General features: G+C 62.9%; 15 protein-coding genes. 6 read left to right on the top strand and 9 right to left on the bottom strand.

What is annotated here, in order from left to right; all coding sequences use genetic code 11:
• The 4 genes from EOA33_RS06730 to EOA33_RS06715 form a co-directional block, all read left to right on the top strand.
• On the top strand, window positions 1-625 hold a 625-nt coding region (locus EOA33_RS06730; RefSeq protein WP_190234220.1), incomplete at its 5' end, for an ATP phosphoribosyltransferase regulatory subunit.
• Window positions 622-1323, top strand: a complete 702-nt coding sequence (gene hisG / locus EOA33_RS06725) for an ATP phosphoribosyltransferase (RefSeq protein ID WP_127405281.1) — start codon at window positions 622-624, stop codon at window positions 1321-1323. The genes EOA33_RS06730 and hisG, both read left to right, overlap by 4 nt.
• Window positions 1324-1494: 171 nt before the next feature.
• Complete coding sequence (locus EOA33_RS06720) at window positions 1495-3261, top strand: AMP-binding protein (RefSeq protein WP_126056396.1); 1767 nt, start codon at window positions 1495-1497, stop codon at window positions 3259-3261.
• 10 nt (window positions 3262-3271) lie between these two features.
• A complete protein-coding gene (locus EOA33_RS06715; protein ID WP_126056395.1) occupies window positions 3272-3925 on the top strand; it encodes a poly-gamma-glutamate hydrolase family protein in 654 nt (217 codons plus the stop codon).
• A 91-nt stretch (window positions 3926-4016) separates the two neighbouring features.
• On the opposite strand, the gene EOA33_RS41320 is transcribed toward EOA33_RS06715, so the two are convergent.
• Window positions 4017-4142, bottom strand: a complete 126-nt coding sequence (locus tag EOA33_RS41320) for a hypothetical protein (protein ID WP_281033066.1) — start codon at window positions 4140-4142, stop codon at window positions 4017-4019.
• Between EOA33_RS41320 and EOA33_RS06710 the strand changes: the two genes are divergently transcribed.
• Complete coding sequence (locus EOA33_RS06710) at window positions 4135-5091, top strand: calcium:proton antiporter (protein ID WP_245455624.1); 957 nt, start codon at window positions 4135-4137, stop codon at window positions 5089-5091. The two genes, EOA33_RS41320 and EOA33_RS06710, sit on opposite strands and share 8 nt — an antisense overlap.
• A gap of 270 nt (window positions 5092-5361) precedes the next feature.
• Here EOA33_RS06710 and EOA33_RS06705 read toward each other — a convergent pair whose 3' ends face one another.
• The 7 genes from EOA33_RS06705 to EOA33_RS06670 form a co-directional block, all read right to left on the bottom strand.
• Window positions 5362-6408 carry a glutathione synthetase gene (locus EOA33_RS06705; protein WP_127405280.1) on the bottom strand — a complete coding sequence of 349 codons (1047 nt, stop codon included), beginning with the start codon at window positions 6406-6408 and terminating at the stop codon, window positions 5362-5364.
• A 12-nt stretch (window positions 6409-6420) separates the two neighbouring features.
• Complete coding sequence (locus EOA33_RS06700) at window positions 6421-8289, bottom strand: flavohemoglobin expression-modulating QEGLA motif protein (protein WP_127405279.1); 1869 nt, start codon at window positions 8287-8289, stop codon at window positions 6421-6423.
• A complete protein-coding gene (locus tag EOA33_RS06695; RefSeq protein ID WP_245482261.1) occupies window positions 8286-9104 on the bottom strand; it encodes an N-formylglutamate amidohydrolase in 819 nt (272 codons plus the stop codon). Before EOA33_RS06695 ends, EOA33_RS06700 begins: the two co-directional genes overlap by 4 nt.
• 226 nt (window positions 9105-9330) lie before the next feature.
• On the bottom strand, window positions 9331-10101 hold the full coding sequence (locus EOA33_RS06685; protein ID WP_126056390.1) for a glycosyltransferase family 2 protein: 771 nt from the start codon (window positions 10099-10101) through the stop codon (window positions 9331-9333).
• Window positions 10102-10115: 14 nt separating this feature from the next.
• Window positions 10116-10937, bottom strand: a complete 822-nt coding sequence (locus tag EOA33_RS06680) for a UbiA family prenyltransferase (protein ID WP_189375181.1) — start codon at window positions 10935-10937, stop codon at window positions 10116-10118.
• 89 nt (window positions 10938-11026) lie between these two features.
• Window positions 11027-13747 (bottom strand): hypothetical protein, encoded by a 2721-nt coding sequence (locus tag EOA33_RS06675; protein ID WP_127405276.1) that lies wholly within the window; start codon window positions 13745-13747, stop codon window positions 11027-11029.
• A 107-nt stretch (window positions 13748-13854) separates the two neighbouring features.
• Window positions 13855-15861 carry a BTAD domain-containing putative transcriptional regulator gene (locus EOA33_RS06670; RefSeq protein ID WP_190234218.1) on the bottom strand — a complete coding sequence of 669 codons (2007 nt, stop codon included), beginning with the start codon at window positions 15859-15861 and terminating at the stop codon, window positions 13855-13857.
• Window positions 15862-16036: 175 nt separating this feature from the next.
• Between EOA33_RS06670 and EOA33_RS06665 the strand changes: the two genes are divergently transcribed.
• On the top strand, window positions 16037-17089 hold the full coding sequence (locus EOA33_RS06665; RefSeq protein WP_127405274.1) for a DMT family transporter: 1053 nt from the start codon (window positions 16037-16039) through the stop codon (window positions 17087-17089).
• Here the strand turns inward: EOA33_RS06665 and EOA33_RS06660 are convergent.
• Window positions 17052-17290, bottom strand: a 239-nt coding sequence (locus EOA33_RS06660; RefSeq protein ID WP_245482258.1) for a LysR substrate-binding domain-containing protein, incomplete at its 5' end; no start/stop codon positions are given. The genes EOA33_RS06665 and EOA33_RS06660 overlap by 38 nt on opposite strands.

Here is a 17290-nt window from a genome sequence, read left to right as displayed (position 1 = left end):
GGCCTTCGGCTCGGCGCCGATGCTGGAGGCGGCATTGGCCGACCTCGCCAACCCGCCGCGCAACAGCCAGCTTGCCGGCTCGGTCGCGACGCTGGTGCTCGACGGCGACGTCGAGGGTCTTGCCGCGCATATTGCCGCCGGCATGGAAGAGGCAGGCCTGTCGGCTTCCGCCGGGCGCTCGCCCGCGGACATTGCGCGGCGGCTGATCGAGAAGGCCGAATTGCGCAGCGTGCGGCTATCGAACGAGGCGTTCTCGGCCTTGAAAGGGTTTCTGGCGATCGATGTGCCGCTCGATGGCGCACCTCAGGCCCTCGAAAGCTTCGCGGCCTCTGCCGGTCTCTCGCTGGGCGCGGCGCTGGACAATTTCGCCGCTCGCGCCAGTACGATCGAGGCGCATGGCCTGCCGGTTGCCGGCATTCGCTATGACGCGGCCTTCGGCCGTCCGCTCGACTACTATACCGGACTTGTCTTCGAGATCGCGGCTGAAGGCGGCGACAGGCCGCTGGCCGGCGGCGGCCGCTATGACCGCCTGCTGACTCTGCTCGGCGCGAAGACGCCGATCCCCGGCGTCGGCTTCTCGGTCTGGCTCGACCGCATCGAGGCGCTGCGGGAGAAGGCCGAATGATAACGCTCGCTCTCCCGTCGAAAGGCCGGTTGAAGGAGCAGGCGCTGGAGGTGCTGGCCAAGGCCGGCCTCACCGTCAGCCTGCCCGGCGACGAGCGCAAATACCGCGCCCGCATCGAGGGCATGGAGGCCGTCGAGGTCGCGTTTCTCTCCGCGTCGGAAATCGCCGGCGAGATCGGCCAGGGCTCTGTCGACCTCGGCATCACCGGCGAGGACCTTTTGCGCGAAAACCTGGCCGATTGGGAAGCGCGCGCCGAGATCGTCGCCCGTCTTGGCTTCGGCCATGCCGATGTCGTGGTGGCGGTGCCCGACATCTGGCTCGACGTCGATACCATGGCCGACCTCGACGATGTCGCCGCCGACTTCCGCCAGCGCCACGGCAGGCGGCTGAGGATCGCCACCAAATACTGGCGGCTCACCCAGCAGTTCTTCTCGCTCAAGCACGGCATCCAGGTCTATCGCATCGTCGAGAGCCTCGGCGCCACCGAGGGCGCACCGGCGCAAGGGCTGGCCGACGTCATCGTCGACATCACCACCACCGGTTCGACGCTGCGCGCCAATCACCTCAAGGTGCTGGCTGATGGCGTGGTGCTGCGATCGCAGGCCTGCCTTGTCGCCTCCAGGAAGAAACGCACAGCCGCCGATGAGGCGCTCTTGCGCGATATCGGCGCGAAGATGAGCGCCCTTCCTCCCCCTTGAGGGGAGGGTGCCTCGCCAAGCGAGGCGGGTGGGGTCGTCTCACTTCGAGCAGGCCCCCTCACGTCCATCCGCCGTCGGCGGCTGTCCACCCTCCCCTCAAGGGGGACATTGGTGGGATTTCCTCTGCCCCGGCGGACTGATAGGCTCGGTCTATCCCGGGAGGAGACGGCGATGGCGATCAAACTCGACGAGCTCATGAACGCCACCAATCTGCGCGGGCGAAGCGCGAGCGGCACCTTCATTGCCCCGGTCGGTGGCAAGGCGCACGTCTCGGGCGACAACTCGGTGCCCTTGCTCGACAAGACCATCCCGGAACTGTTCTCCGACACGGTCGCGAAATACGCCACGCTCGACGCCGCAGTCTTCGTCGGCCAGGACAAGCGCTTCACCTGGAGCGAGCTGTCGGACACGGTGGATGCGCTCGCCGCCGGCTTCCTGGCGCTCGGGCTGGAAAAGGGCGACCGCGTCGGCATCTGGTCGCCCAACCGCTGGGAATGGCTGGTGACGCAATTCGCCACCGCGCGCATCGGCCTGATCCTGGTCAACATCAACCCGGCCTACCGGCTGACCGAGCTGGAATATGCCCTCAACAAGGTCGGCTGCACGGCGCTGGTCACGGCCGCCAGCTTCAAGACGTCCGACTATCTCGGCATGATCGAGACACTGGCGCCGGAGATCGCCACCGCGACGCCAGGTAAGCTCAACGCGAAGAAGCTGCCGGCGCTGAAGATCGTCATCCGCATGGGCGAGGACAATTCGCCCGGCATGTTCAATTTCGGCGACGTGCTGGCCATGGCCGGGCGTGACGAGCATGACAGCCTCGACCGCATCTCCGAGCGGCTGAAACCGAATGAGGCCATCAACATCCAGTTCACGAGCGGCACGACCGGTGCGCCGAAGGGTGCGACGCTCACCCATTTGAACATCGTCAACAACGGCAATTTCGTCACCGCGGCGATCAAGCTCACCGTCGACGACCGGCTTTGCATCCCCGTGCCGCTCTACCACTGCTTCGGCATGTCGATGGGCACGATGGGCTGCGTCACCAAGGGCGCCACCATGGTGTTTCCGGGCGAGGGCTTCGATGCCGGCGCGACGCTGAAGGCCGTGGCGCAGGAGCGCTGCACCGGCATCTATGGCGTGCCGACCATGTTCGTCGCCATGCTCGACCATGCCGATTTTTCGAGCTTCGATCTTTCCAGTCTGCGCACTGGCATCATGGCCGGCTCGCCATGCCCGATCGAGGTGATGAAGAAGGTGGTGTCGCTGATGCATATGTCTGAGGTGACCATCGCCTACGGCATGACCGAGACCAGCCCTGTGTCGTTCCAGAGCGGCGTCCACGATCCGCTGGAAAAGCGCGTCTCCACCGTCGGGCGCATCCATCCCCATGTCGAAGTCAAGGCCATCGACGCCGATGGCGCTACCGTCGCGGTTGGCGCGCCGGGTGAGCTCTGTACGCGCGGCTATTCGGTGATGAAGGGCTACTGGGAAGACGCCGAGAAGACCCGCGAGGCGATCGACGCCGACGGCTGGATGCACACTGGCGACCTAGCGACGATAGACGTCGAGGGCTATTGCAACATCGTCGGCCGGGTCAAGGACATGGTCATCCGCGGCGGCGAGAACGTCTATCCGCGCGAGGTCGAGGAGTTCCTCTACCGCCATCCCAAGATCAAGGAAGTGCAGGTCTTCGGCGTCCCGGACGACAAATATGGCGAGGAGCTATGCGCCTGGGTCGTGCTGAAACCCGGCCAGGTTGCCACGGAGCAGGAGATCAAGGCCTTCTGCGCCGGCCAGATCGCGCACTACAAGGTGCCTCGCTATATCCGCTTCCGCACCGAACTGCCGATGACGGTCACCGGCAAGCCGCAGAAATTCCTGATGCGCGACGCGATGATCGAAGAACTGGGTTTGGTGGTGCAGAAGACGGCGTGAAACGGCATTTATGGACAACGAGTTTCCGAATTTCGCGGCGCTGAAGGCTGCCAAAACCGAAAACATAGATTTTCGCATAGTCGTCCGGCGCGGAGGGCGAACCGGCAGTGCGATCGTCATGGCCCCGCATGGCGGCAAGATCGAGCCCCGCACCTCCCTGATCACCGAGACGATAGCCGGGCGCGATCTCGATATGTATTGCTTTGAAGGGCTCATGCCGGAAAGCAACCGAGAGCTGCACATAACATCCAGAAACTTTGACGAGGCAACCGCGCTGGAACTGTTGCGGACCAAGTCCACGGTCGTCGCTATCCACGGTCGTCGGGATCGGGACGATCCCTCGACAGTCTACCTCGGCGGCAAGGACGCCGCGTTGGTTTCGGAGATAGCCTGGCGTCTGCAGGACGCCGACTTCCAGACGCAAAAGGACAACCATCCCTTTCCAGGTATCCAGGATTTGCATCGTCAACCGAGGCTTGACGGGGAAAGGAGCACAGCTGGAAGTGCCCTTGTCGTTGCGCCGTCGACTGGGGAACGAGTTGGAACTTCTGGAACGATTTTGTGGGGCGGTTCGCAAGGCCATCGAGACATTCGATGCGCAAAACGGTGCCCTGGCCTCAATCGTGTTTTGAATGGTGCGCTTGGCAGGCAAAGATGCCTGTGAGAGGTGCCCCCGCCGCCCTTTTCCGCTAAGTTCGCAGAAACGCGCGGCGTTCGGGGGCTCGGATGACAGGTTTCGGCCGATCGGTGACGTCCTATGCGATGCCCTTGGTCGCCCTGGCGATGGCCGTCGCGGTCAGAGCCAGCGGGATGTCGGTGGACGCAGGTTCGCCGAGCGTCAGGATCCTAATCGGAGCGCTTTCGAGCGCGATCATGTTCATCACCATTTTCATCGTGCTCGAGCATGCCGAGGCGGTGGCTCGGCGGGTGGGCGAGCCATACGGCACGCTGGTGCTGACCTTTGCCGTGACGGCGATCGAGGTGTCGATCATCGTTTCCATGATGCTGCATGGCGAGAACAACCCGACGCTTGCCCGCGAGTCCGTCTTCTCGACTGTGATGATCACATGCACCGGCGTTGTTGGCCTGTGCCTCGTGCTTGGCGGCTGGCGTCACCGCAAGCAGGCAATCGTTCGACAGGGGACCAGCGCCTACCTGGCGGTCCTGATCGCGCTGACGGTGATGACGCTCATCCTGCCGACCTACACCCGGACCACCGATCCCGGCACGTTCTCGGCCGCCCAGCTTGGCTTTGTCAGTGTGCTTTCGGTTCTGCTTTACGCGGCTTTCGTGTTCGCGCAGACAGTCCGGCACCGCGACGATTTCATCGAAGGACAGGCGCGCGACGTCTTGATCGCAAGCGCCCCTCACGAAGGCATCTACGCCAGCGCCGTGCTCCTGTTCATCGGGTTGATCGGCATTGTCATGCTCGCTGAACAGGTCGCCGCGAGTGTCGAAGATGCGCTCGTTGCCTATCAGGTGACCCAGGCGGACAGCATCGTGGGGGCGCTGATCGCGGGGCTGGTCTTGATGCCGGAGGCCATTTCGGCGGTTCGCGCTTCACTCAGCAACGAACTGCAGCGCGGCTTGAACGTCGCGTTGGGTTCGGCTTGCGCCACGATTGGTCTCACGATACCGGCGGTCGCCGCCGCCAGCCTGCTGACGGGACGAGGCTTGACCCTGGGGCTGCCGGCGGCTGACGCAGTCCTTATGGTTTTGGCGCTTTTCGTTTGCAACGTGAGCTTCAGCACCGAAAGAACGACATTCCTGACGGGCATGGTTCATGTCGTGGTGTTTCTTACGTACGTGTTTCTGATATTTGTACCCTGAAGGCTTGGTCCATGCTGGCAACCGGATGCAGGGATGAGACGGCCACCGGTTGGGAATCGCTGGTGCTTTCATTGTTCGCGGAAACGCTGAACCGCTCTATCTCTTTGTTTTGACGCAATTCCGGACGGAAAGCCGTTTCACACTTTTTCCTGGAATTGCTCTGTCGGGGCGCATGCCACAAGACAGCGCTGCGAGCTGGTCAGTCTCCTCGCTAAAGCCAGCCGCTGCTTGCCCTATCGCCGATCTTATGGCCGGCTTGCCCTGCGTTCATCAAAGGGTCGCCAGCCGCGAATTCGGCATGGTCTTTCCGTAGGCCCGGCGCACGGTCAGCTTCTCTTCCAGCGCAACGATGACATGTGTGGCAAAATCAGTCTTGTACATGTCCGCGAGCCGCGACAGCCCGCCTGGCGTGAACACATTGATCTCGAGAAGTTTGTCGCCGGCTATGTCGAGCCCAACCAGAAACATGCCGTCGCTCACCAATTTGGGGCGTACCATCTCGGCAATGCGCAACATCGTGTCCGTCACCTTGACCTTGCGGGCGGTTCCGGCGGCGTGGATGTTGGAGCGAACATCGCCCTTGGCGGGGACGCGGCGAAAGGCTGCATAATTGCCATCGCGCATCAGTGGCAGGCCGTTCATCAGGAAGAGACGCACGTCACCGGCCTTGGCCTCCGGGATGTAGACCTGGGCGATGAGATAGCCGTCACCGCTGGCCGCCTCGAAAATCTGGTTCAGGTTGGAATCAGCAGGCGTTGCGATATGGAAGACGTTCTTGCCACCCGATCCCTGGAGTGGCTTGACGATGCAGCCCTTTGCGTTCTTGTCGATAAACGCGCGGATCTCGACAATGCTGCGCGATATCAGGGTCGCCGGCCGAACTGCCTCGGGGAAGGTCTGCAGGTAGAGCTTGCTTTGTGCCTGCGCCAGACCGTCCGGATCGTTGACGACGACGACGCCGCGTTCCGCAGCGAGCCGCCCGAACATAACGCCTGCGTTGGCGGCCCATGGTCGATCGGTGGCGTCGAGCGACGGGTCGTTGCGCAGAAACAAGATGTCGACTTCGCCTGTCGGGAAGGTCTTTTTCTGCTTCGCGGCATCCTTCAGGGCAGCATACAGCTTGTCGGTCGTCCTGTAGGGAGCGTTCGGCAGGACAGCGACGCTGACAGCCAGATTGTCATCCGGACGCAGTATGAAGTCGCCAGGTTCAACGTAGACAACAGAATGACCGCGCTGAACCGCGGCCTGCGCCAGCGTTGTCGTCGTGTAGCCGGGCGTCTCGCTCTCAATCGAATTGACGAAGAACGCAATGCGCATCGGGGGCTCCGCTCACGTCTCAACCATATCGATCGGATCGATCCCCGCCATCGCCTTCTTCAGGCGTGGACGCGCTGCGTCGGAAGAGAGGAACGCAGGTTCGAGCCGCGGCGCCCGCAGCAAGCCGCGCGCGTTGAGTTCCTGGATATCGGCGAAATGCGCCGCGGAGATCTTGCCGATCCAGAACGGCGTGAGACTGCCGCCACTCTTCAGATGATCAAGAACCTGCGCCACGCCACGCAGATAGATGGCGTCTTTTGCCAAGCCGCCGCCTCGAAAGACGCGCAGAACGACGTTGAAGGCGCTGCGATCATCGAGACCGAAATCACCATGCAGAACGCGGAACGTATACTCAAACGGTGCGCCGGCGAGCATCGCCTGACACGCGATAACCCTTGCCGCGATCAGTCTCAGCCGCGCCGCGGTCATGCCGCCGACCAGATATTCCGCCAGCACGGCCAGTCCCTCCTGCATGCCCTCGTAACCGGCTAGCCCGTTGCGGAAGATGGCGAGCCCTTGCGCATCGCCGTTGAAATAGGTCAGCAGATGAACACCGATCTCGTGACTGAGCAGTGCGGTCAGTCGCTCCGGTGGAAGATTGGTGTCGCGCGAAACCAGCAGCCGGTTCCGAGAGACGAGGAGGCCGGCCGGCAGGTCGGCGCGGACCTCCACGGAAGCGTCGAAATCGGCGTAGGCGGCACTGTATCCGGCGATCATGTCTCGCGCGGCCGCGGCGACAGCGTCGGCGCCCAGGCCCTTCTGTCGGGCCGTCGAAGCAACGCGGGGCGTCTTTTCGAGAATGGTGCGTGCCCTCGCCGCCAGGCTAGGCTCGACGCTGCCATACAGTGCTCGACCGAGTTCGACGAAGCTGGGCGTTTCGCGTGCCGCGAGCATCGACAGTTGAAGATCGAGTTCCTGCTGCTTTTCGGACAGCAGCCTGGTCAGGAGCGGATCTTCCAGGTGATCAAGGGAGACCGAATAGAGCTTCCGCTTCTGCGCGGCAACCTCGAACTCGAGCGGCCTGTAGAGCAGCGCGGGCATCCGCTCGAAGCCGCCGGCCTGGAATTCCTGCCAGGCTGGTTCGGCGTTGATCGGTGTGACGGCAAGCAGAAAATCGAATGTCGACGCGACGCTGTCGAGCGCCCGGTCGGCGCGCACGACAGCGTCGATATAGGCGCGTCGCCCCAGCGAACGATGGGTTGCCGGCGGTTCCAGCTTTGATGCCTTCAGAAAGGCGCTGACGGCCTGAAGCGCCGAATCCACCATGTTGGCGACGATGAGGTCGCGTAATTCAGGATAGACGCGCTCGGTGCCTGGCACCCTGTAGATTGGCGCGAAGCGCACCGTCAGGCGCGCCACATTGCCGAGATGGTCCGGGAGCCGTGCTTCGGCGCGTGTCGTGGGATTGAATTCGTCCACGCGGGGCGTGCGGTATTTTGCGTCGCGTCCGGACGCGGCGGCGGCGAAGCGCTTGAGCGCTGCCTTCTCACCCGCCGTGCCGCCGCCGGCCAGTGCAATCTCGAAAGGCGGCAGGAACGGAACGTCCTCCGTCAGGAACCGGTCTTCGGCCAATTCGCCGATGTCGAGTACGAGGAATGCGCCGCAACGATCGCGTATCCTCTTCGCCATCAGCCGCGCAACCTCGCCGGCGAAGCCGGCATTGGCCACGATCAGATAGGACGCACTGGCGGAAACAACATCGAGTGCCGCATCCTGCTGCGAGCCGACATGGACGCAGAGAAAGGGCAGCGGCCGATCGATGTGCAAACGGTCGCCGTCGCCGAACTCGCGGCGGATCGGCTTACCGTCCCGGAAAAGTGCGTCGAGGTCCGATTCGATTGTCGCCAACGGAGAGGCAGCCTGGACCAGCTTCGGTTTCATGTCATGCCCCGCAGCGCTGCCTCGAGCACGGGCACCGTCGACGCAAGCATGGCGCGCAGTCGTTCGATTGCCGCCCAGTCGGGCTCGCCGCTCCATTCGTCCATGAAAATCTTCTTGAACTCGACCGCGATGGCACACCCCGTCTCGGGGAAATTGGCATGGACGAAGCGGGTCTGTTCGCCCTTGCCCTGGAAAGACACATTTTCGCGCACGTCGATCGGGTCACCATGGAAACGATGGCCGCGCAGCGTTTCCACAAAGGCGTCGACGACCGGCGCCCAGCGCGTGCGGTCCATCGAGAATGTGCCGATGTTGATGTCAGGCGCGACATCTTGCGGCGCAGCCGCTGCCTTCGGCCCTTCGCGTCGGTGGTTGTAGCTGTGGACGTCGACCAGGACGAACTTGCCGTAACGTTTCTCGACATCGGAAAGGACACGCTTGAGTTCGCCGTAGAACGCGTCGTGAAAGGCAACGGACTCGTCGACAATGTGCTCGGCAGGCGGCTCTCGCCATACGTTCAGACCCCAGGACTGATCCGCCGACCGATAGACCGCAGCCGCGCGCGCGCGGTTCAGATCGACTTGGAAGCGCGATCGATGAACAATGATCTGGGTTGGGAAATCGGCGATAAAGTGCTCGGTGAAGGGGTCTTCCTCCCTCCGGCGGTCCGAGTTGGAAATGCACAGGAGCGATTGGCAGGTCGGCCCGACGTCGGAGCCGCTGTGGATCGCCGTGCCAATGACGGGGGAATCACCGAGCTTGATTGTCCAGCCTGCCGGCCCGCCCCGATTGGTATTGAACGTTGGCTTGTTCACGATCCACCGAAATGCACGGAGAGGGCGGACGGTTCCAGTCCGTCACACCAGCATAGCGGGTTGACGCTTGCGACCAGAACCACATTGTCTCGCAGGCGTTGTCGGCCTGTGCCTCTCGCCTGGGGGCTGGCGTCGTCGCAAGCAGGCGATCGTTCGACAGGGACCGGCGCCTATCTGGCGGTTCTGGTCGCGCTGACCCTCCTCCTGCCGAAACGGCGCCAAAAGGTCACGAAGAAATCCGGAACCGGATCAGATACCAGAGCGCCTTCATCCCGTCGCGCCAGCCAATCTTCTTGCCCTCGTCATAGGTCCGGCCATAGTAGCTGATGCCGACCTCATAGATGCGCAAGCGGCGCGCGCGTGCGATCTGGGCGCTCAACTGGATTTCACAGCCAAAGTCGTCGCAGGTGAGACGCAGGCGGTCTTTGACCTCACGTGTGAACATCTTGTAGCAGCATTCGATGTCGGTGAGCGTCTGGTTGTAGAGCAGGTTGAACATCAGCGAGATGAATCTGTTCGCCAGATAGTGGTGGAAATAGAGTGACCGATGCGGCCGGCCATAGAAGCGCGAGCCGTAAACCACGTCAGCAACCTTACGCCCGGTGATCAGGTCGTACATCACGGTCCAGTCCGCGGGGTCGTATTCGAGGTCCGCGTCTTGAATGACGATGACATCCCCGCTGGCGGCCGCGAGCCCGCTCCTCACTGCGGCGCCCTTTCCCCTGTTGCGCTCCTGGTAGTGCGGTCGCACGGTAACTCGAGCATCCGCCGCATCGTCGGTGAAGACTAGATCTCCGTTGGCACCGACCACCATGCCGGAGGCCGAGCGAGGCCCGTCTGGAAAATTCCTTCGCAGCAGCTCGCGGGTCCCATCGGTCGATCCGTCATCGACGACGATGATTTCCTTCTCGATGCCGGGAAGCGCGCTGCTGATGACGGACAGCACGCTTGGCAGCGTCGCAACTTCGTTGAAGACAGGAACGATTACGGAAAGCATTGGGAGGGCCGGGCCTAGGCAAGAAGCGCTGCTGCGAGCATCAGCAGTCCGATGATCGCAAAGAACGTTCGATACTGTCCCTGAAGCCGGATCAGGCTTTCGTAGGTGAGGCCCTCGCGCAAGGCCCGCAACGATGCCAGGACATGCAAGGGGTAGAGGGCCGCGGCCAGAACGAGCACGAGGGGTACAAGGCCCAACAGCGCGAGCGCAACCAGAAGGGCATAGGCCACCGTGAACAGGGCAAGCCCGGCAAAGAAGCTCTGCCTCTTGCCGAAAGCCACGGCGTTCGTGCGGATCCCGTTGAGGTCGTCACTCTCGTGATCGCGCGTTTCATGCGTGAAATGGCCTGCGGTGAACACCAGCCCGAAGAAGCAGCTGATGGCCAAGCCGCGTGCGTCGATCGCCGTGAAGGTTGCGTAGCCGAGCAGAAAGTGCAGCGCCCCGCCGGCAAGATGAAGCGCCGAGCTGAACAAAGGCGCGCCCTTGAGGTGAACGGGAGGGGCGGAGTAGAGCGCGCTGAGGCCGGCAATCGCTAGCCCGAGCAGGAGAGTGTTCTGGCCGACCAATCCGAACAGCAGGAGGCTGAGCGCCAGAAGCGACAGCGCCAGGCAGCCGATTTCGGTGCGGGTCAACCCTCTGGCGGCAAAAGTCCCGGAGGCACGCCGGGGGTTGTTGAGGTCGCCATCGATTCCCGACCAGTCGTTGAACACAAAGACATGCGCGACCAGACAGAAATTGCCGCTCATGAGAGCGGCGATCTCCAGCAGGTTGCCGCTTGTCAGGGTGCCGATCGATAGGATCGCCCCAAGCAGCGGCGCGCCTTGAAGCGCCAGCACTTCATCGAAGCGGACGCAGGACAACAGCCGATATGCGGACAATCCTGGCCGAGGACGCGTCGCAATGGCCGTTTCGATTGGAATTCGTGTCACTTTTCACCGCATCGCTGCTGGAGACTGTCGGAGCGGCAGCCAGCCTTGGTCTGCCTGAATCGGTTTTCGAAATCGAGCCTCAGCCACAATGCATATCCTAGCTCTTGCGACCAGTAGAATCGCCGCACCGAGGCGGTCAGATCATTATGATAGAAGAGCGGAGGGGTGCTCCTGAGCAAGGAAAAATCATCGGCGGCGATCTTGTCCAGAAGTTCTGTTGCCTCGTGGTGGGTGTCGGCCGTGGCCGCGCCGTCCTCCGTCAACTGCAGAAGCTCAATGGCTCTGACCCAAATCTCTTGCCCGGGAACTGTCGTGCGCAGGCGCGACGATGGCAGCTGTAGCGGGCAGCCGGCCTTGCGCAGATCGGCGAGCCGCAGGATGAGCAAAGGCGGGGCATCGGCGTAGTACACCCAGACGTCGCCATCGGCTGCTTTCCGGGTCATGGCCTCGCACAGTGCTTTTGCCGCGGGTGGGTCTTCCTTGGCGAGCAGCATGAACACATGCATCTGGATGCCGAGATCGGCTGGGTTTGGATCCCTCCCCGGGTCGAGGCATTGATAGCGCTCCGTCGGCGCGAGCCAGGTCCTGTAGAGACCGTCGGCCCTGCGATATTGCGCAAGGGTGGCGAGCGCCGGGGCCAGCAGCATCCTGTCCGTGCTCGGCGCTACGCGCCAGACGAGTGCCGTGTCGTCGGCGTCCGGTGTTATGGCGCAGCCCAGCGTGCCGATCGTCGGCGCATCGGGTCGTCCGTGATAGCGGACCAGGCCTCCGGGTTCGATCTGGTCCGTCAGATATCGCCGCGCCCGCATCAGCATGTCCGGCACGCCGGCCTCGTTCGCCATGGGCGAAAGGACGTCAACCATGACGGCGTTGAGGTAGGTGTTCAGTTCCTGGCGCGTCTGCTCGAAGGCGGTGCCACTGGTGAAATCCGTCAGCCAGTAGCCGGGCGCCTGTTGTCTCTCGGCAAGTGCCTGAACCGCGCGTTGCTCGGTAGTCGGCGGCGGTGCCAGGGTGAACTTGCGCTCCATGATGAGCCGCGGCTCGCCGCCTTGCCACGGATGCACCAGGATGCTCACCACATGGTCGCCCGGCGCGAGCTTGCTGGCGGGAAACGAGATTCGCCAGCCGGCGGCATTCGTCGAGCCGAGTGCCTGACTGACGTCGGGACGATCGAAGAACGCGTTTGTGCCGGCTATGCCTTGGCCGTCGACCATGGCGTTGACATCGACCGGAGTCGTCGCATCAGCGAGCGCCCATCCGACGATCTCGAGCTGGCGCTCGGTCGCCTGGCCTCCCGTCGCCGACGCCTCGATGACCCTGATCTCGTCCAGATAGCCGCGCATCCGGGTCAGGAGGTCCATGGGCGCGGGCGGATGCTTCAGCTCGGCGATAAAGGGAGCGTTGTTGATGTCCCATGCTGGCCGCATTCTGTCGGGACCGCGCGCCGCCACCACGTGCGCATCCGCCACGCCGAGGTACCAGAACGCGCCGACGACCTCGATCGCGACCGCCGCCAATGCGGCTGCTGCAAACACAACCCGGCCCGCTCGCGACAATGCCGCCAGCACGGGCGGCAGCATCCAGACAAGCATCGGCACCATATCCGTGAGCCAGCGCGGCCCAAAGGACATGCCCTGGCGCCAGTCTATCATGCTGTAGAAGATCACCTGGACGACCATGGCGCAGCCTATCGCGATGGTCAGGCCGCGCATCTTCCGGTCTCGCAGCACCTGGCGCAGGAAGCAGGGTACAAACAGCAGGAAAGGCGAAAAGACGAAGAGCCCGTGCGTGGGGCTGAACAGGAGGCCGGCAATGCCGCCCAGAACGCCGTCACTGTACTTGTCCGGCGGATCGATCAAGGCGTAGGCACCGGCGATATTGCCGACGAAAGGGAGATTGTAGGCGACCACCAGGCCCACTGGGATCAGCCCTGCGGCCACGTAGAGGGGGATTTTGCGTCCCGCCCACCAAAGTCCATAGAGGCCGAGGCCCGCCGCCAGAATGGCATCGGGTTGGCGGTTGACGGCAATGAGCGCGCAGAGAAAACCCGTTGCCGCGGCGCGGAGCGCGGTGACCGGCCCGGTCAGCAACAGCATGGTCGCGATGACAAGGAGCTGAGCCAGCCCATGCATCCAGAGCGCCTGGCTGCTGATGACCCATGTTGTCGTGCCGAAAGCATAGATGGCAGTGAGAAAAACGGCGGCCCGCGGCTCGCAGCGGCGCCGCAGCAGCAGATAGAAAAGCATGACCGAGCCCGCGGCCATGAGCGAGGCGCAGAGCTTCTCCATGACCCGGGCAACCTTGTCGAACAGCAGCGGTTCCCAGCCCCTGGCCGAGAGGAAATGAACGGCCGGAAGGTACAGCGGAGCGACAACGACAGGGACGGCAACCGGGTATAGGGAGACCAGGTGGCCGCCGGGCCCCTTCAGCATCCAGGCCGCGGTCTCGACTTGCCCTTGAGCCTCCGGCGGCTTGCGCCCCTGGGCGACCTCCCTGGCGATGGAATCCAGCACCACCTGGTGGTCGCGCAGGATCGAGAACGGCATATATCGCGCCGCATAGGTATCGGCGGCCGGGATCGACCGCAGGTTTGCGTTGTAGACGACAAAGGCGAAAAGCCCGATCAGGACCGCGATCGCGACATCCCGAAAGGCGCTTCGGCGCGATATCCGCGATTGTCGTTCTTGCCCCGCTGCATGGGCCGTGTCGGTCGGCAATACCCTGAACCCCATGCGACTTTTCAGGGACCCTATAGTGTCGCCGCGGTCGGCTTCAACGGATATGCCTATGCTTCAACAGAATTGTCCGCTTGCCGTAGCTCGCTTCAGTCGTCCAATCCGGCCTTTCGAAGCGCGTCGAACAGGTGGTCGAAATCCGCCTGGTCCTGATATTCGAAAGCTCCATGCCAATAGGGCTCCCAGTTGGCGAGCTTGCGGCCGGGAAAGACCGCCATGTCTTGTTCCGCAACGCGCAGGAAATGCTCCAGCGTCGATCTGGCTTCCTGCAAAAGGCCGGCTTGGGCATAGCTGGCTGCAAGCCAGCCGTGCACTTCATTGATGGGATTGCGGGCCTGCTTGAGTGCGGTGATCGCCTCCTGATAGCGGCGGGCTGTGAAACAGACGATCCCCATGTCCCATGGCACCCAACGCGTATCGAACGGATTGAGCCGTCTCCCCAGCTCGATTTGAGCGATGCCGCTCTCAGCGTTGCCGGTCGCGGCAAGGAACATGCCGTAGTAGCGCCGCGCCAGGAAATCGTTGGGATTGAGAGCCACGCCGGCTAGGATTTCTGTATGAGCCTGGTCGAATTCCCGTCTGAACAGGTGCACTATGCCAAGCAATGTATGGGCAAAGCTGTCGGTTTCATCGAGCAGAACGGCGCGCTGCGCATAGTCGAAAGCTCTTTGAAGCGACGCGCCGGAGTCACGGGTCCATTTGGCCATGTATTCATAGAAGAGGCACCATGCGGCATGAGTGCATGCCGCAGCGCTCTTGGGATCCAGCGTCGCCGCGCGCTCGGCGAATTCGCGAGCCTGCGCATTCTCGCTTCGCGTATAGTTAAGCGTCAGGAACTTGGCGCGCAGCACTAGGTCATAGGCCCGCAGCGTGTCCGGGCTCATACGCTCGACCCGGTCCCGGCTCGCCACGTCCACCCGCCCGCAGACGGCCGCGGCCACGGACCTCGCGACGTCATCCTGAACGGCAAAGATATCGACAAGCTCCCGGTCGTACTTTTCCGCCCATAGCTGGGTGCCACGACCAGCATCCACCAGTTGCGCGCTGATGCGCACCCTGTCGCCCACCCGGCGGAAACTGCCCTCGACCACATAGGCCACGCCCAATTCCCGCGCGATTTCCTGCACCTTGACCGGCCGGCCCTTGAACGCAAACGAAGAGTGTCGCGCGATCACGAACAGCGACCTGAACCGCGACAGCTCGGTGATGATGTCCTCGGAGATGCCATCGCTGAAATACTGTTGGTCGGCATCGCCGCTGAGATTCTCGAAGGGCAGCACGGCAACCGCCGGCCTCTCGGGGAGCGGCATCTCCGCAGTCGAAGGCAAGACAGGGCTGACAGCAGAAACGGGCTCCTCAGCGGCGCGATCCCGGATGGCTTCGTAGAGGCGAATTGTCTCTGGCGCCGGCTTGACTCCGAGCTCCGCGCGAAGGCGATCGCGCAGTCCTTGGTACCGCCTCAACGCCTGAACGGTTTGGCCCGCCTCGGCCTCTGCCTGCATGATTGCCCGGCTGGCCGCTTCGTTGAGAGGATCAAGCAGGTGGAGTCGCCGCGCGGCCTCCGCGGCAAAACCCAATTCGCCGTTGGCGATCGAATCGGCAATGGCTCTCGTCAGCGCAGCTTCGAGAAGATGTCGGAGGCGCCGTCGCTCGAGAAGCAGCCAATCCTCGAACGGGGGACTTCGGACGCTGACATCCTCGATGATTTCTCCGCGGTAGAGCGCAGCCGCGGCATGGAGCGACTGCGGCGTTCCTTCGCGCAAAAGCCGCTCGAACGTCGCGACGTCCGTCTTCACCGCGGCGGGATCGAGCTTCACCGTTCGCCGGTCCGCAACGATCGGAGATGCCGCCGATGCCTGCAGGCCGTGCCGGACGCGCGTTAGGGCGTGTTTCAAGCTGTCGCGGGCCTGCTGATCTCCTCGGTCGCACCATAACAGGTTTGCCAGCTTGTCTCGCGTGTGGTTCGTGCCAGGCGATAGCGCCAGGAACGCAAGCAGGGCACGGTCTTTCTGGCCCGGCAGGTCGATATCCTGGCCGGTCGCAAGCTTTAGCCCGAAGTCTCCGAACAACGTGATTTCTACGGCCACGACGCCCACCAGCCAGCTGGGTCGCTGTCATCCAAACCCTTGGCTCCACAATTAACGCGCAATTCCCGGGAGGCACAACGGATACCGATCGAATCCCGCTGGCTTCCCGCTGGCTGCCACGGATGCATCCCTGCACGGCGATACAAGAGGTTTGAAGGCGCGCGATGATTTGGGGCGAACGACAATGACGGCTGCGGTTGAAAGTCTTCCAAAGGATCACCGACAGATTGGCCGGGCCTTGGCCCCGCTTCGCCATCGCCAATCCATTGGCACGGCCATGGTCATCTTATCGTCGGTTGCGATAGCCGTCGTGCCGAGCTTCGCCAGGCTGGCCTACGACGGGGGCAGCAACGTCATGTCCGTCATAACGCTGCGATGCCTGTTAACCGTCGGAATGACCTGGATCTTGATGGTCTCGCTCGGCCAAACCCTTTGGATAGTCCGAAAATCTTTGATCGTCAGCTGCGTTGCCGGCGTGTCCTACGCCGTCATGCTGTTCGGATTTCTGGGAGCGGTCAAATACATCCCCGTCAACATGGTCATCCTGATCTATTTTTCGCACCCTCTGCTGGTAGGGGTTGCCGCGGCGCTGCTCGGCGACGGGGCGATGAACATGAGAATGATGATGGCGTTCACAGCGGCATTCGCGGGCTTGGGCCTGGCCATTGGTTTCTCGCTCAGCGCCTTGAATGCCACGGGGCTTTGCCTTGCCGCTCTCGGAGCGGTCACCTGCGTGTTCGTTATTGTTGGAAGCGCCCGCGCCATGAGACAGGCCGGCGGCCTGGCTGTGGCTTTCTATATGATGGTGTCGGCAACGATAACGCTGGCGCTGCTGTTTCCGTTCATGAGTGTATTCGCGTTGCCGCAGACTGTTGCGGGGTGGGTCGGGTTTGCAGGTGTCGCGATCGGTTCCACCATCGGAACGTTGGCTTTCCTTTGCGCGTTCCCGATTGTCGGCTCTGTGCGCGCCACGATGATCAGCAATGTCGAGCCCCTGCTCGGCATAGTCTTTGCCGTCCTGGTTCTCGGCGAGACGATATCGGCGATGCAGATGAGCGGCATTGCCATGGTGCTCGCCGCTGTCATTTCAACTGGGCCGATAGGAACGAAACCCGATGGCACGGATGGGGACAAGTCGGTTGATCGCGGGTCAGATCGCCAGTCGCCAGAAGCAGACATCCGGTCGGACACGACGCTTCTCAGTTCGCCAGCACAGCTTCACCAAGCCCACGGATGATTTTCGCCAACTCCACGCATTCGTCATGCCGCGCCTTGTTGCGGCGCCAGGCGAGGCAGATCATGCGCAGCGGCATCGGTTCCTGGAACGGGACGATCTTGAGGTCGGGGATGGTGCCGGCCGGCCGCATCGCCATCTCCGGCACGAGCGTCACGCCCAGTCCATGCGCCACCAGCCTGACGACGCTGCTGCAGATGGTGG

Source organism: Mesorhizobium sp. M4A.F.Ca.ET.050.02.1.1, assembly GCF_003997725.1.
Lineage (GTDB): Bacteria > Pseudomonadota > Alphaproteobacteria > Rhizobiales > Rhizobiaceae > Mesorhizobium.
This window is presented reverse-complemented; position numbering and strand designations above follow the sequence as displayed.

Bases quoted from the DNA above. Each gene is read 5' to 3' on its own strand.
- EOA33_RS06720 (WP_126056396.1), top strand. From the start codon at position 1,495: ATGGCGATCAAACTCGACGAGCTCATGAACGCCACCAATCTGCGCGGG.
- EOA33_RS06710 (WP_245455624.1), top strand. From the start codon at position 4,135: ATGTTCATCACCATTTTCATCGTGCTCGAGCATGCCGAGGCGGTGGCT.
- EOA33_RS06700 (WP_127405279.1), bottom strand. From the start codon at position 8,289: ATGAAACCGAAGCTGGTCCAGGCTGCCTCTCCGTTGGCGACAATCGAA.
- EOA33_RS06685 (WP_126056390.1), bottom strand. From the start codon at position 10,101: ATGCTTTCCGTAATCGTTCCTGTCTTCAACGAAGTTGCGACGCTGCCA.
- EOA33_RS06715 (WP_126056395.1), top strand. From the start codon at position 3,272: ATGGACAACGAGTTTCCGAATTTCGCGGCGCTGAAGGCTGCCAAAACC.
- EOA33_RS06665 (WP_127405274.1), top strand. From the start codon at position 16,037: ATGACGGCTGCGGTTGAAAGTCTTCCAAAGGATCACCGACAGATTGGC.
- EOA33_RS06705 (WP_127405280.1), bottom strand. From the start codon at position 6,408: ATGCGCATTGCGTTCTTCGTCAATTCGATTGAGAGCGAGACGCCCGGC.
- hisG (WP_127405281.1), top strand. From the start codon at position 622: ATGATAACGCTCGCTCTCCCGTCGAAAGGCCGGTTGAAGGAGCAGGCG.
- EOA33_RS41320 (WP_281033066.1), bottom strand. From the start codon at position 4,142: ATGAACATGATCGCGCTCGAAAGCGCTCCGATTAGGATCCTGACGCTC.